13 protein-coding genes are annotated in these 15,570 nt (G+C 45.2%); 5 read left to right on the forward strand and 8 right to left on the reverse strand.

What is annotated here, in order from left to right; genetic code table 11:
- Nucleotides 1–12 precede the first annotated feature (12 nt).
- The 7 genes from ACED46_RS07850 to ACED46_RS07880 all read right to left on the reverse strand — a co-directional run bounded on the left by ACED46_RS07850 (nt 13) and on the right by ACED46_RS07880 (nt 7,406).
- Nucleotides 13–2,511: an EAL domain-containing protein gene (locus tag ACED46_RS07850; RefSeq protein WP_371721212.1), complete on the reverse strand. Its 2,499-nt coding sequence runs from the start codon at nt 2,509–2,511 to the stop codon at nt 13–15.
- Between the two features lie 168 nt (nt 2,512–2,679).
- A complete protein-coding gene (gene yigB, locus ACED46_RS07855) occupies nt 2,680–3,396 on the reverse strand; it encodes a 5-amino-6-(5-phospho-D-ribitylamino)uracil phosphatase YigB (protein WP_017068593.1) in 717 nt (238 codons plus the stop codon).
- A 15-nt stretch (nt 3,397–3,411) separates the two neighbouring features.
- A complete protein-coding gene (xerC, locus tag ACED46_RS07860; protein WP_017061015.1) occupies nt 3,412–4,344 on the reverse strand; it encodes a tyrosine recombinase XerC in 933 nt (310 codons plus the stop codon).
- Nucleotides 4,313–5,011, reverse strand: coding sequence for a DUF484 family protein (locus ACED46_RS07865; protein WP_371721213.1), 699 nt, complete (start codon nt 5,009–5,011; stop codon nt 4,313–4,315). Before ACED46_RS07865 ends, xerC begins: the two co-directional genes overlap by 32 nt.
- A gap of 44 nt (nt 5,012–5,055) precedes the next feature.
- Entirely contained in the window at nt 5,056–5,886 is an 831-nt protein-coding gene (gene dapF / locus ACED46_RS07870; protein ID WP_017061013.1) for a diaminopimelate epimerase, read from the reverse strand.
- An 11-nt stretch (nt 5,887–5,897) separates the two neighbouring features.
- Nucleotides 5,898–7,151, reverse strand: a complete 1,254-nt coding sequence (gene lysA / locus ACED46_RS07875; RefSeq protein ID WP_017066756.1) for a diaminopimelate decarboxylase — start codon at nt 7,149–7,151, stop codon at nt 5,898–5,900.
- 42 nt (nt 7,152–7,193) lie between these two features.
- On the reverse strand, nt 7,194–7,406 hold the full coding sequence (locus ACED46_RS07880; RefSeq protein WP_017061011.1) for a lipoprotein: 213 nt from the start codon (nt 7,404–7,406) through the stop codon (nt 7,194–7,196).
- Between ACED46_RS07880 and cyaY the strand changes: the two genes are divergently transcribed.
- Nucleotides 7,386–7,700 (forward strand): iron donor protein CyaY, encoded by a 315-nt coding sequence (gene cyaY, locus ACED46_RS07885; RefSeq protein ID WP_017061010.1) that lies wholly within the window; start codon nt 7,386–7,388, stop codon nt 7,698–7,700. The genes ACED46_RS07880 and cyaY overlap by 21 nt on opposite strands.
- A 72-nt stretch (nt 7,701–7,772) precedes the next feature.
- On the opposite strand, the gene ACED46_RS07890 is transcribed toward cyaY, so the two are convergent.
- Nucleotides 7,773–10,301 (reverse strand): class I adenylate cyclase, encoded by a 2,529-nt coding sequence (locus ACED46_RS07890; RefSeq protein WP_017063755.1) that lies wholly within the window; start codon nt 10,299–10,301, stop codon nt 7,773–7,775.
- A gap of 344 nt (nt 10,302–10,645) precedes the next feature.
- Here ACED46_RS07890 and hemC point away from each other — a divergent pair, with 344 nt between their 5' ends.
- Genes hemC through ACED46_RS07910 form a run of 4 tightly spaced genes read left to right on the forward strand, consistent with a single transcriptional unit; the run spans nt 10,646 to nt 14,742 of the window.
- Nucleotides 10,646–11,584: a hydroxymethylbilane synthase gene (gene hemC / locus ACED46_RS07895; RefSeq protein ID WP_017061008.1), complete on the forward strand. Its 939-nt coding sequence runs from the start codon at nt 10,646–10,648 to the stop codon at nt 11,582–11,584.
- 2 nt (nt 11,585–11,586) lie between these two features.
- The gene (locus ACED46_RS07900; protein WP_017061007.1) at nt 11,587–12,315 is read left to right on the forward strand and encodes a uroporphyrinogen-III synthase; all 729 of its coding nucleotides are present in this window, start codon (nt 11,587–11,589) and stop codon (nt 12,313–12,315) included.
- Nucleotides 12,316–12,334: 19 nt separating this feature from the next.
- The gene (locus ACED46_RS07905; protein ID WP_371721214.1) at nt 12,335–13,561 is read left to right on the forward strand and encodes a uroporphyrinogen-III C-methyltransferase; all 1,227 of its coding nucleotides are present in this window, start codon (nt 12,335–12,337) and stop codon (nt 13,559–13,561) included.
- The gene (locus ACED46_RS07910) at nt 13,561–14,742 is read left to right on the forward strand and encodes a heme biosynthesis protein HemY (protein ID WP_017061005.1); all 1,182 of its coding nucleotides are present in this window, start codon (nt 13,561–13,563) and stop codon (nt 14,740–14,742) included. The genes ACED46_RS07905 and ACED46_RS07910 overlap by 1 nt, the downstream gene beginning before the upstream one ends.
- The last annotated feature ends 828 nt before the right edge of the window (nt 14,743–15,570 follow it).

Genomic DNA, 15,570 nt, shown 5'->3' on the forward strand with positions numbered 1-15,570 from the left:
AAGCTTTAACTGCTAAAACAGTCGCTTAGGCTCACCGAAGTAGTAACCCTGCAGATAATCGACACCCATTTGCTCTGCTATCTCACAAACCTGTTGGTTATGGACAAATTCAGCGACCGTTTTGGCATTGAACACTTGGCACAAACGAATCAACTGAGAGGCTATGTTTCTTTGTTTTTGATCTTTGTCGATATTACGAATCAAGCTACCGTCGAGCTTAATGATCTGTGGCTCAAGCTTAATGATTTCCTCGATGTTGGAGTAACCAGAGCCAAAGTCATCAACAATGATTCTCGCCCCAAGCGCACGGAAGTGATCACACACCTCAATCATGCGGCCATAATCTTTAATCTGTTCAGACTCGAGAACTTCTAAACCAAGTCGAGTAGGATCGTTCATACCACTGATCGCAGCCTCAAGGACCTCGAGCGTCTTATCGCTCAACAAATCTTGTGGGGATAGATTGATAGAAAATGAGCTCTGCTTATCCGCCATATAGCCAATAGTGCTCTTAATCATGTGTCGACTAAGGCGCGTGTAAAGATGGGTGTCAGCAATGATAGGTAAGAACTTTCCTGGTGGCACAATAGTACCGTCCGACTCCATGATTCTGACCAAACACTCTTGGCCAATCATTTCGTGCGTAACCGACTCCACAATCGGCTGGGAATAGGTGATGATGTTCTGATCTAGAATCGCACGACTTACACAACTCAACCAACCGAGTTGCTCTTTGCGGTCCTCTTCGCTCACCTGAATATCTTTGGCATTGGTGATGTGGGTATTGTTACGTACTCCATAGCGTCGAGCTTCGATCGCTTTCAATAAGATCTGGTCACCACTGTCGGTTAAGAAGTCACAACGACTAGCAAAGCCGCCACACAGAGAAACTGACAGGTAATCAATATCAGCCAAACCATATGGCTCAAAATTTATGTGTTCGATGTCATCGGCGAACTCAACGAAACCTTCTTTTATTTTCGTACTACCAACACTAGCATTGAAGATAATCGCCCACTCTCCAACACCAATACTGAATAGCTCTACCTTCACGCGAGGCTCTTTAACCACACGAAGCTGTAATCGCTCGATAAAGTGATTAGACAGATCGAGTAGCAGCTGATCCCCCACTTGATAACCATACTTCTCGTTAACCTGATGGAAGTTGGTTAGCTTTAAGGTCAGCAGATGTTCACTGAACAGAATCGTATTGAGGCGCTCTTTCAGTACGATACGGTTCGGCAAACCAGTACGCGAGTCAATGCGATAGCTTTCGGTTAAGCGACGCGCTTGTTGATGGAGTTTCTTTTCCATCTGAGTATTCATACTGTCGAGATCAGCGACTGCATTTCTGACTAGGTTAAGCAATGGCGACACGGTTGAGCCACACTGAAAGTCTTCGCAATGAAACTCTTTAATCTCGTCAGACTCGCGCATAGCGATATAAGTCAAGCTGTGGTGCAGTATCTCTTGGCGGTCTTCACTACGGTATAGCTCCCCCATGCAGTAGGCACCACATGTATTCACTATCCCTTCAAATGGCTTGAGCTCAAGTTTACTGTCGATAAATTCAAGTCGAGATACGCAGTTATAAATGATCACCGATTCAGGCTGATGCATGGCTAGCATCTCGGCACCGTGGTGCACCTTTTCTGCAGTGAGCGATGGGTGGTTATAACAAAACTGCGCCTCTTCACCGACATGCCAAGGGCTATCAAACTCAATACTGCCATCATCATTAATACGTAGCGGCGTCGAGATACCCTTCTTTCTGCCAAGTTCTCGATAAAGTGGAAAGCTCATCAGTTGACTAAAAGGAAGGTCTTTGCCATCCGCAAGGTAATGTTTGAATACTTCAATAGCCGGCTTGTCGTTCAATGCGTATAAGCGATTTCCGATTGCGTGTGTGACTCGTAGCTTCATCCCAATCGGGTTCCACTCAGAGTACGCGTCCGACCAAACCTTCAATCTTGGGTTAGTCAGAGCCACAGCAACACAGGCGTGCTGGTAGGTTTGCTCGTTATACATAACCCAACGGCCAAATTCATTCTCATGGCACAGTCCACCAGCTATCGGCAAGGCGTAAGGCAAATTTTCAAAAGCGCTATAAATAGGATAATCACGCCCTTCAACCTGATCGCACAAGCTGATGACCGTTTTGGTTTCTTCTGTAAGGCGCAGCTGAAAAGCTAAGTCTTGGCTGTCTTGATTTGGATTGCCGGAAAAAGGCTGGACCGCAGAGGTTAGATGGGTTTCGTTGAACTCACTGATGATGACTAAGGTGCATGCACTTTCAAGGCAATTATCACAGATAACATGACGAGCACTCTGGCCAATTAGCGTCGCATTATTTAAACGATTGAGGGCAACACCCGCGATTTGACGAGCTAGATCTGAAGATTGAGCTGAGAAAATTTGAATAAGGTACTGTTTGCTGTCACACCATTCTCGCTGATCAAATTGAGCTCTAAATAACGCCTCAGTATTTGCGAGAAATGTAAATGTTTGCATGCCAACCCTTGTTCAAAATCGAGTGAAGTAACAACCCGCAACCACTGCTATGACTGAAATGAATCGATAAAAAGTAGTCGCCAATTATCCTAGCCTAATCAGGCTCTTATAGGCGACTAATGTAACAATTCAATAGCATAAATGCGACACAATAAGCTTACCGAGCCATTAAATTAGTCGCATAAGATCGCTAAGTTGGTCTATTTCAACATCAGGGAGCACACTCGCCTTCGGGGAGCGGTATAAATTGGAACCAGTGTCATTAAACCAGCACGCTTGGAAGCCATTTTGCTTGGCTCCATAGACATCCGTTTTGAGGTGATCGCCAACATGAAGAATATTCTCAGCGTCACAACCTAGGTGTTGCTGAGCTTTTTCAAACATATCTGGATAGGGTTTTGCTCTGCCATCAGGGCCGGCTTTAAGGATTAATTGAAAGTACAGCCCTAAGCCAATTTTGTGTGGATCGACATTGCCATTGGTAATCGCAACCAGAGGAATACGTTGGCTAAGTTCAGTCATCACTCGATGCGTTTCTTGAGGGACATCGACTTGATTACGCAACCACAAGGCATGCTCAATGCCCTCTCGAGCCGCTTGCTCTGCTTGCTGCAGAGAGTAACCCAATTGCAGCAAACCACTCTTAATCTGAGTTTCACGCCACACGGTGACATCATGTTTCAAAGCTGGGTTTTCAGATGCGACTTGCTGCTTAATGCCCTGCCACTCTTCAAGCGATAAAGAAGCCGACACTGGGTGCTTTTGATAAAGCCACTGTGCCATCTCTTTCTCAACCTTCATGATCACAGGCCAGTTGTCATACAGGGTGTCATCCAAGTCAAAGGTCATGGCTTTGATGGGCTTTAACCCTCGATAAATTCGCATAGTAAACCCTTTAATCTAATCTTTATTCTTCTTACGAGCTCTCGGGTGAGCCTGATCATAAGCTTGTGCTAAGTGTTGGAAATCTAAGTGGGTATACACTTGGGTCGTCGAGATGTTTTCATGGCCAAGCAACTCTTGCACAGCACGAAGATTTTGGCTCGATTCCAGCACATGCGTTGCAAAGGAGTGACGCAGTTTATGCGGGCTGATGTGGCTCGCGACAGATTGCTTCTTGCCCCACTCTTCCATGCGCTTTTGCACGCTGCGGTGAGAGATACGAGTCCCGAGCTTAGAGACAAACAGCGCGGTTTCACCCGGTGAAGCCAATTCACCACGAACTTTGAGCCATTTATCGACCCACTCTTTAGCTAAACCAGAAAAAGGCGCTTTGCGTTCTTTGTCGCCTTTACCAATCACTCGGATTTCGCCTTGTCGACCCAACACATCTTTCAGATTGATGCCGACCAGTTCTGCCAGTCGTAATCCAGCACCATACATCACCTCCATCATCGCTCGATCACGAATCGACAATGGATCGTCCTCATTCACATCAAGCAGTTGACCCACTTCATCAACATCGAGGTTTTTAGGCAAAGGGCGTTGTTTGCGAGGTGCAGAGACACCTTTGGCTGGATTGGCGGTCATTTCGCCACGCAACACAAGGAAATCAAAGAAGCTGCGCAGTGACGATAAGCGCGTTGCAATGCTGCTCGCTTTCATTCCCTCACGCATGCCTTTACTGGCCAGTTGTCTGACCCACGCCGCATCGACTTGACCCCAATCCTTTAGCCCTAGAGTGACTAAATGACCGGCCATGGTTTCAAGTTGTTGTTTGTAATTACGTTGGGTGTGTAGGCTGAGTCCCTTCTCGCTTCGGAGATATTCATAGAAGCGAGAAAGTGGCTTTTGAAGGCTGTTAGGAAGAGGTATTTTGGGCTCTAGGCTCATTATTTATCTGCCAAGGTAAGGTGTCCGCCAAATGAGCGACAACAAGTGCTAAATGGCGTAAAAAGAGCGTATCCATATGGGGTTGGAAATGTCCGCCATCTTCACTAGAAAAGGCGAGCAAACCCAATGGAGACTGCTTAGCAAGCGGTTGTACTACATAAGAGCCTAGCTCTGGAACTGGATAATCACCAAACAAATCGTGTCTGTCGGCTTTTCTCAAGCGTCCAAGATAAGCATCTTTGCCATTGAAATGGTTAAGCGAAAACTTAGAGTAACCCTCAGCACTCAACTGATAAAAGCCAGATTGCGAAAGAATACGAACATGAGCCTTAAGCCCAAGATCTAACGCTTTTTGTTCAACGGCTTTTATCACCTGCATGAAGTCACTGCATTTCAGCACTTGCGCTTGCAGATCCATAAACTCATAGAAGGTTTTATCGTTATTTGCTGCCAACGACATCAAGCCAGTGATCTCTTCTTCAAGCTCTTCGATTCGATGACGTTGGCGTTTAAGCTGAACCTCAACCAGAGAAACAGCGCCCTGCTCAACGTTATTGATAGCAAGGCGATCAACCAAATCTTTTCGGTCTTGGAAAAAATCTGGGTTATCACGTAAATATTCCGCGACCACTTCTGCGGTGAGTGCGTCGGCTTCAACGTAAGACAAAACCTATCCTTTATTTTTATGAATATATTTGTTTTGGGTCGTTATTAGCAAGAAAGTTGACCATCAAACACATGCGTTGCAGGGCCGGTCATAAACAGAGGTTTACCCGGGCCTTGCCAGCTAATGTGTAAGTCACCGCCTGGTAGACGAACCTTCACATTCTCAGCCAGTAAGCCTTGAGTGATACCCACTGCAACTGCGCCACACGCTCCGCTGCCACATGCCTGAGTTTCACCCGCGCCGCGTTCGTAAACACGTAGACGAACTTCTTCACGGTTAACGACCTGCATAAAGCCAGCATTAACACGCTCAGGGAAACGTTCATGTGATTCAAGTAGTGGGCCTAAGGTGTCCACATCAGCCGTGTCGACGTCATCAACCACGGTAACCACATGTGGGTTACCCATGCTTACCGCACCACAGAATAAGGTGTGTACATCCGTTCTTAGGATATACGTCTTCTCTGGCTGCTTGGCCTTGAATGGAATCTTGCCGGGTTCGAACTCAGGAATGCCCATGTTCACCGTGATCAGGTCATTCTCTTCAATCTTGAGAACCATTTTACCTTTCTTGGTACTCACGTTGATGCTGTACTTATTCGTTAAGCCTTTCATGCGAACGAATCGTGCAAAACAACGTGCACCATTGCCACACTGCTCCACTTCACTGCCATCCGCATTGAATATGCGGTAATGGAAATCAGTTTCTGGATCATAGGGAGCCTCAACCACAAGTAGCTGATCAAAGCCCACGCCAGTGTGACGATCCGCCAAGCGACGGATCAAATCTGGAGAAAAGAAAATATTTTGAGTAATGCAGTCCACGACCATGAAATCATTGCCCAAACCATGCATTTTAGAAAAGTGGAAGTGCATAACGCTTAAAATTACTCCGGAAGAATGTTTTCAAGTTCCCACAGACTCGTAAGCTCTTCACGCTGACGAACCAAGTGAGTTTTATCGCCATCCACCATCACTTCAGCCGCACGCGAACGAGTGTTGTAGTTAGATGACATCGCGAAGCCATAAGCACCCGCTGAACGAACTGCTAGCAGATCACCTTCTTCAAGAACAAGGTCACGATCTTTACCTAGGAAATCGCCTGTCTCACAGATTGGGCCAACCAAATCGTAAGTCACAGTTTCACCCTGACGAGGGCTCACAGGAACAATATCCTGCCAAGCTTGGTAAAGTGCTGGGCGCATTAGATCGTTCATTGCTGCATCGATGATGGCAAAGTTCTTGTGCTCTGTTGGCTTGAGGAACTCGACTTTCGTTAATAATACACCAGCGTTAGCAGCAATCGCTCTTCCAGGCTCGAAAATCAGCTCTAGATCAGAATGATTGTCTAAGCGAGCCAATAAAGCTTTCGCGTAGTCAGAAGGCTGTGGTGGTAATTCATCACGATAAACCACACCCAAGCCGCCACCGACATCAAGGTGTTTGATGTTGATACCGTTAGCACGTAGCTGGTCGATCAGCGCAAGTAGGCGATCGGTTGCATCGATGAAAGGTTCGATATCCGTTAACTGAGAACCAATGTGGCAATCAATACCATGGATAGACAAGTTATCGAGTGTTTTTGCAAACTCATAAACAGCAGGAGCACGGTCGAAAGCGATACCAAACTTGTTATCACGCAGACCTGTAGAGATATAAGGGTGAGTGTTCGCATCAACGTCTGGGTTGATACGCAGTGAAATCGGCGCTTTAACACCAAGCTCACCAGCTACTTTATTCAGTCGCTCTAGTTCTGGTTCAGACTCTACGTTGAAACACTTAATGTTCAACTCAAGCGCACGCTTCATTTCAGCGGCTGTTTTACCGACACCAGAGAATACAACTTTTGCTGGATCGCCACCGGCAGCAACCACACGCTCTAGCTCACCGCCAGAAACGATATCGAAGCCAGAGCCCAAACGAGCCAAAGTATTCAACACGCCAAGGTTTGAGTTAGCTTTAACGGCATAACACACCAAGTGCGGATGCTCACCAACCGATGAATCAAACGCATTCCAGTGGCGTTCTAATGTTGCACGAGAATATACATACAGCGGTGTACCATATTGCTCTGCTAGTTGTGAAAGTGCGACGTCCTCAGCCCAAAGCTGGCCATCTTCCTGATAGTTGAAGTAATCCAAAGTTCTTATCCCTTATAAATAACGATTTCTGCGTGTTTTCACTTATTGTGATTGTTCGGTTTGCTGAACTTCATCAGGATCGTACAAAGGACCCGTTTGACCACAACCAGAAAGTCCAATAACGGACATCATAAATAGAGCAGTAATTAATTTTTTCATTTTGCATATCGTGATTATTAACTCAATGCCCCCTATAATCGCACCACACTCAGGAAAAGCAATAGGATAGAAAGGATGAACGAGACTGAATTTCATCAGCTGGTCGATATACAGATGCAAAACATCGAAGAAGCTATCGATGAATCAGAGGCAGATATTGATTACGAAGTGACTGGTAACGTGATGACGCTGGAGTTTGAGAACCGCAGCCAAATCATCATTAACCGCCAAGAACCAATGAAAGAAATCTGGTTAGCGTCTAAATCTGGTGGCTTTCACTTCAAGCTAGTTGACGACAAGTGGACATGTTCAAAGACGGGCATGGAGCTGTTTGAGATGGTTAAAGAAGAATGCGTGAAGCACGCAGGTGAAGCGATCGATTGGGTCTAATCATTTGTAAGCAAAACTAAAAAGGAGTGAATCAATCACTCCTTTTTTTAAAATCAATCGGGCTTAGTAAGACTAGATGTTAACTATCTTTGAGCTCCGAGAAGCTAAAGTTGCATCGTTACGATAAGGCACAACGTAAGAATTGCCTTCTTCAGGATGAACGATTTGGTAGTATTGAGGTAGGTTAAAGTTAATCAACTTAGACGACATCTTCGACTCATCTTTTACCGATGTGTAGAAAGAATTCACGCTCGCGATCATCTCATCTTTTTCACCGCTGTACTGGTGGTAGACCTCAACTTGGTTCGACTCGTCCAATACATAAATATTGAAGCCTTTGTCGGTATCTTCGAAAAAGAACTGAATCAAGCCCTCACTCGCAAAACCATCCACCACTTCTGGTAGCTGATACTCTTGCTCTTTATCGAGCATCAGTAAAGGTGAGCCTTTGAGCTTATTGGTTGAGATGCTACGGTAGAAATCGACCGAGTTTTCCAACATCTGTACCGACACACCACGACGTTCGAAGAACAGACCAAACATCTTATTAGCTAAACGAATAGCCTTAAAGCGGCGGCGCTTCTCGGGTTCAATCGGTTTCAATCGTAAATCGATACACTCAGCAAGCAGTTGATACACCATGTTACGCATCACACCACGCAGGTTTTTGCTGTAACAGAACACATCAACCGATTCTGGCGGTAAAGCATCTTGGTGCATTTTGCCAAGTACCGTCTTCAGCGCATCCAGCATTGCCGTATCACCTTGGAAATGCAGCGTACGTACTTCATGCCAAGAGTTACGATAAACTAAGTCGACACTGCCGACTAAGCTCTTACCTTCCTCACCAAAGCTGAAGATATCGGCGTTCTTGAGGTCCACTTTTAATGCACGACCACTTAATTCAGACGTCGGGTCATTTTCAAAGTTGATGAACATCGCTAGCTGGCTTATCTCACACGGGCTCGCCAGTGCTTGCATACTTGGGCGACGCTTACGCAAAGAAAACGTATTACGCAGGTCGCTCACCATTTGATAGAACTTATCGATATCGATGTGAGCGTCACGTACCACAGAGTGCAAACGTGTCGACTCGGTAATCAAGCCATTAAAAAACGACCATGCTACCAACTTACTCAAGTACTCATGGTGCTCTAGAGAAGGCTGACCAAGAATGCGGTGTGCAACCAGTGGCTGCTTATACAAGTACCAACCTGCTTTATTCGACTGACCCTGACGAACTTCGATGAAGCTCAAGTCGGGTTCATGCAGATCCGGAGAGATTTGTGGGTTCAGCAGTGTCACTTTACCTGGCAATACCTCAAACGCAGCGTAAAGCTTACGTGCCAAGATACTGATATCTTGTGGGCTGATTGCCGAAGTGATGTCGTTACGACGCGCAAATTGAATCAGATTACGGTAGCTCAGCATCAAGGCATCAAGCAGTGCATGGTGCACCACTTTAACCTGCTCAACCTTCCAGTTACGGCGGTTATCGAGCTCAGCAATGGTTTCATGTCCCCAATTCCAAGACTTAGTCATCTCAGTCAAGGCTTCACGACGCCACGCAACAGAACCAATGCCCGCATCTCGTGACAGCTTCTCGTGGGTCTTAAGATAAAAACAGCGTCTTACCAAGTCCAATCGAGTGTGGTCGTTAATGCGTTCTAGATAGCGCGTTACCTTTTCAAGCATCAGATAGTAGCTATCCATACCATACAGATCCGGTTCATCCGCAAAGAAGCGGCGCTTGGTATCAATACTCAGCAGTTGGGTGTTTGGGTATTCCCACGAATAGGCCTCTAACAGGATCGCCTTCAAAACCGATTTATACGGTGAGTCGATACTCTTATAGAGCTGCCACAGGTTTGAACCAAAGTACTCTTCAGCGGGAATACGATTCAGCTTGCCGAAATCGATCCACTGCGAGCAATCAAGATAACCATCCTGACACAAACCTTGAACATACTCGTCGTAACACTCTTCCATTTCTGGCGGAATGATTTGCCACAACAAACGCTGACCAGCTAAACGAACCGCAGAGCGATAGAACTCATCAAGCAGTAATAAATGCTGTGAAGAACCACAGTTATCGCCTGTCATCTCTTCTGAATGGTTCGAACGGAAACGCTCTTCATCCATCAAGAAGAAGTTCGCTTCAACCCCTAAGGTTTCAGCCCAATCAGTAATCAAGAGACACTTGTTGGTTAGGCTATCGCGAGATGCGCCATCCATATCCGGGGAAACACACACCCAGATATCAAGATCACTTGAAGTGCTTTGACCAATAGAAGAAGTACTACCCATGGTGTACAAGCCAAGGATTGCAGGTTCATCAGCTTCGGTGAGTTTGCCACCCAGCGTTAATTCGGTATCAGAGACAAATTGCTTTTGGAATTCATTAAGCGTGAAGCTACGAATTCCAAAAGGAACTTGTTGGTCATAATAACCAGGCATCATCGGGTGATTGAAGTGAAGCAGTGCGGGAATAAGGTTGAATACTCGCTGGCCTTGCACATTCATCAACGCCAACGCACGATCAATGCGCTGCTGATTTAGATTGTCTAATCGTTGAATCAAAGTTTGAGTGTAAGCCTGCAAGGTAAGTCCTTGGTTTGAGGTTAAGTGCAGTTCTGTTTAGTTACTGAACGAAAGGAGCAACAAAACGTGATCAATTTAACACTTTTACCCTTAATGGTAAAGCAAAGGAACCCGTCATACTGGTCAATTCCTTGATGACAGAAAGTTAAACTCACGGCGTCGTAGTGTCCTCTTTATTGACTATTTCTAATAATAGCCCATGTTTCAAATGAGATACCAATCACACTATTTTGGTGAACTCATGAAAATCTCTCAGCTATCAAAGTATGGAATGATCAAACAGTAAGAATTCTCGCCTCATAATGGTAGGATTAGGCTATTACAGAACCTATATCGGAAACACCATGACAAATTCAGCACCAATCCGTATCGCGACCAGAAAAAGCCCTCTTGCCCTTTGGCAGGCATACTTTGTAAGGGATGCACTGCAAGCTGCTCACCCTGGTTTAGAGGTTGAGTTGGTAACTATGGTGACCAAAGGTGACATCATCCTAGACACTCCGCTTGCTAAAGTGGGTGGTAAAGGACTGTTCGTTAAAGAACTTGAAGTAGCAATGCTAGAAGGTCGTGCTGACCTAGCCGTTCACTCAATGAAAGATGTACCTGTCGACTTCCCTGAAGGTCTAGGTCTGGTAACAATTTGTGAGCGCGAAGATCCGCGTGACGCTTTCGTATCAAACACTTACAACAACATCGACGAACTCCCACAAGGTGCTGTCGTGGGTACGTGCAGTCTGCGTCGCCAATGCCAACTGTTAGAATACCGCCCAGATCTGATCATCAAAGAGCTGCGCGGCAACGTTGGTACTCGTCTAGGTAAACTCGATGATGGTCAATACGATGCGATCGTACTGGCTGCTGCAGGTCTTAAACGTTTAGAGCTAGAAGAGCGTATTCGTAGCTTCATCGAACCAGAGCAGTCTCTCCCTGCTGTTGGCCAAGGCGCTGTTGGTATTGAGTGTCGCCTTGATGACGAGCGTCTGATTAAACTCCTTGAACCACTGAATCATAAAGACACGGCTGATCGTGTACTGTGCGAACGTGCAATGAACCTTACCCTAGAAGGTGGCTGTCAGGTTCCTATCGGCAGCTACTCATTATTAGATGGCGAAAACATCTGGCTACGTGCATTAGTTGGTGAACCGGACGGTTCTAAGATGGTTCGTGGTGAGATCTCTGGCCCTCGCAAAGATGCAGAAGCACTTGGCGTGACTCTGGCAAATCAATTGCTGGATGATGGCGCGAGAGAAATCTTAACCAAGCTCTACGTTGACCAAGAATAATCATGACAGTGTTGGTGACTCGTCCCGGTTCAGAGGGACAATCGCTTTGCCAACAACTAGCGGATGAAGGGGTTCAAGCAATCCATCATCCGCTGATTCGTATCGTGGATAATCCCAACTCTGCGGATTTAAGCACCCAGCTTAATAACAGCGATATCATTATTGCAGTCAGTCACCACGCCGTGGCGGCTGCCCAAAGCATCCTTTCAAAAACCTCATCCATTTGGCCTACTTCGCCGCTTTATCTTGGCGTTGGTCAAAAAACTGCGCACGTTTTAAGCAAAGTCTGTAAACAAAAAGTAAACTATCCTCAAGTTAGTGATAGTGAACATCTTCTTAAACTTACTGAACTTAATGGCGTAGAAAATAAGTCCATTTTGATACTACGTGGCAATGGTGGGCGTGAGCTCATTAGAGATTCTCTACTCAATCGAGGTGCACAAGTCTCTTATTGTGAGACCTACCGTAGAGAATATATTCCTATTAGCGACCACAATACCTATCAAACATGGATAAACAAAAAAACGTCCAAAGTTGTCATCACTAGTCAGGAACAATTGGAGTATCTCTGCTCAATTACCCCTGATGAGTATTTGGCTTGGCTTTCAACAAGACATCTATTTGTCCCAAGCCAGCGCATTGTAGAACGAGCACAACAACTCGGCTTCTCGAATGTGACCAATACTCACAGTGCTACGAACCAAATATTACTGGCTGCTCTCCGGCCCTAGCTAGAAACAGGAAATAAGCATGACAAGCAAAAAAAATAATGAGCATATTGAACCTGAAAAGAAACAAGATACTCAGCCAGTAGTTGTTGAAAACGAAAAAGCTGACTCTACAGAGACAAAACAACCTGAACAGAAGCTTGATGCCTCTGCTTCAAATACCGCTAAAAATGAGCAGCCTCAAGCTGAGCATAAAGAGCAAATAGAGAAAGCAGAAAAGCAAGGTAAGCGCGGTGTCAAACTAGGCGCTATTGCGATCGCTATTTCAATTATCTTCAGTGGCGGTATCGCATTTCAAATGCAGCAAAAGAGCGCTGAATACTCGGCTCAAATAGCCGCTCTTCAAGCACAACTTCAAAATACCCAATCTGCGGTAAATAAAGACCTACAAACCATCAAGCAAGAGACTATCCAAGAAGCCTCACACGCGGTGGAGAAAACTCAGGTCGTGCAATCTCAACAGCAGAAGAGCATTCAAAGCCTGCAGTTAGCAGTGGCTGACGTGAAAGGTCGCCGCCCGAATGACTGGTTGCTTGCTGAAGCTGATTACCTTGTGAAACTAGCAGGACGTAAACTGTTCCTCGAGCATGATGCCGTTAGTGCAACCAAACTAATGGAAAGCGCCGATCAACGTATCGCCGCACTGAATGACCCGAGCTTAGTGTCACTGCGTCAATCAATGACCAATGACATTACCAAGCTTCGCACTATTCCTCTGATCGACCGTGACGGCTTAGTTCTGCGTATCACAAGCTTGCAACAGCAAGTCGATACACTGCCGCTTGCCAATGCGATTCTTCCGGAAGCTGCGGTTGTTGAGAAAAAAGCGGTATCGCAAGATATTAATGATTGGCAGAACAACCTGATGACGTCGATGAAAGACTTCTCAGAAAACTTCATTACCTTCCGTAGTCGTGATGGCGAAGTTATCCCTCTACTCTCTCCTGAACAACACTTCTACCTGCGTGAAAACATCAAAGGTAAATTAGAAACCGCGATTCGCGCCGTCTACAAAGAACAAGGTGAACTCTATAGCGCAGCTCTTAGTACCGCTAGCGAGTGGTCGAAAGCGTATCTAAACCAAGATAACAACTCAGTGATTGAATTTGAGAAAGCGATTAAACAGCTAAGTGAACAGAACATCTCTGTGAAATACCCTGTAAAGCTTGAATCTCAAAATGAGTTGTCAGATGTGATACGTGAGCGCCTACGTCGTGAAGTCACCGTTATGACCACGGAGGAAAAATAATGATTCGTTGGATTTTTCTTTTTCTCGTTCTAGGTGCTGGGTTAATTGTTGGTACTCAGTTCTCTGGTCAACAAGGCTACGTTCTGATCTCAATTGCGAATAAGACTATTGAGATGAGCGTGACAACACTGGTTATCTTTGTCATTGCTCTTCTAGCGGCTCTATTCGGCTTAGAGTACCTATTTAAAAAGCTTATGTACGCAAGCTCGACAACTTGGAACTGGTTCAGTGTTCGTAAGCTGAAACGTTCTCGTCGTTATACCAATGAAGGCATTATCAAGCTACTTGAAGGTGACTGGAAAGGCGCTGAGAAGAAAGTAACTCGTTGGGCTAACCATCACGACATGCCTCTACTTTGTTATTTAGTCGCTTCTCAAGCGGCACACGAACAAGGTAATACAAGTGAGCGAGATAAGTACATCGAGCTTGCTAGCCAACAGGACGACTCTCTACTAGCGGTTGAGCTAACTAAAGCTAAACAGCAAATCAGCGAGTCAAACTACGAAGCTGCATTCGATACACTTTCGACCCTAAAAGGCACATACCCTAATAACACTGCTGTACTTGGCCTGTTAAAAGCCACTTACTTGCAACTGAAGTTATGGCAGCCATTGCTAGAGTTAACTCCTAAATTAGTTAAGAACAAACTTCTAACAGCTGATGAGCAACGTGAATTAGAACAGAAAGCACAATGTGGGCTACTTCATGATGTGGCACAACAGCAAGGTAGCGAAGGTTTAATCAGCCATTGGAACAAGCTTTCAAGAAAACAGAAACAAAGTTCGCACCTTGTATCCTGCTTTGTGAAGCAACTTATCGCTCGCAAAGCTGACTCAGAAGCCTTCACTGTGATCAAAGAGAACATTGCAAAGAGTGGGTCAAATGAACTCTACATGTTGCTTCCAGAGCTGAACTTATCCGATCACCACCCAGTAGTGGTCATGCTAGAACGTGCAATTAGTAAAGACAGTGGTAATGCCGAAGCACACAGCGCGCTGGCTCAGTTCTACTTAAGAGAGCAGAAGTGGGCGGAAGCACAAAGCCACTTCGAAAAAGCCCTAGCACTTCGCTCAAATGTTTCAGATTACGGATACCTATCTGACGCACTAGAGAAGCAAAACTTAACGAAAGCAGCTCACGAGGTTTCTCGTAAAGCGCTCGCTCTAGTTCAACCCGCTTAACTCTAAGCGACTCAAACTAAGCCGATGTCTAACATCGGCTTTTTTGTATCTGTTACTTATCCCTAGATAACTTCTACAATACCTATAAACCAAACGCCTCGAACCCTACCCATCCAATGCTACCAAACCAACTAATCATGAAATTGCTCAATCGGGCCTCTCAAACAGACGGAGAACGACTTTAATTATGTCTGTACGTAGTTTTACCATTCTTATAAACAACCCCAGAGAAGAGACTCAGGAAGAGCCATAGAGAAAAGTGACACCTTTAAGCCCAAGATTAAATGAGTCTCACCTTGAAAGAAGGCGTTTAAAGATATTTACCCGCAGACAGATACCCACTTTAAATCACGCTGAATTAACAATTAAATAGACATCAATGTTCCAACTATAAACCGTTATAACCGGGGAGTTCACGTAACTGCCTGTAGATTCATCTATTAAGTAGAAGGGATATAGCAAGAGTTACCGACCAACAAAACCTTGTTATTAGAAACGAGGCATTTTTATCAGCCAGTTCAAATTGGTAGGAGATAGAGCTTTCAAGACGCTCTGGAAAAGTTAATCATCGAATCAATAGCCACAAATATAAACCTACGTAATCAAGCGCTGTTAGAGAGAGCAGAGCTTGATAATAAATGTCGGAATATCAGAGCTCGAGATCATCGAACGGAGAACGCTTCTACAAAACTCGAAGACGAATACTAAACTCAGATACTGGAAACGACGAAAGCCTAGTCGTCAGACTAGGCTTTCTGATATGTGCCGGAATAATACCAATTAAAGTAAAAATGTGATCTAATTAAGATTGATGAATTATTGTGAAAT

This window comes from Vibrio sp. 1S139, assembly GCF_041439475.1.
GTDB lineage: Bacteria > Pseudomonadota > Gammaproteobacteria > Enterobacterales > Vibrionaceae > Vibrio > Vibrio crassostreae_C.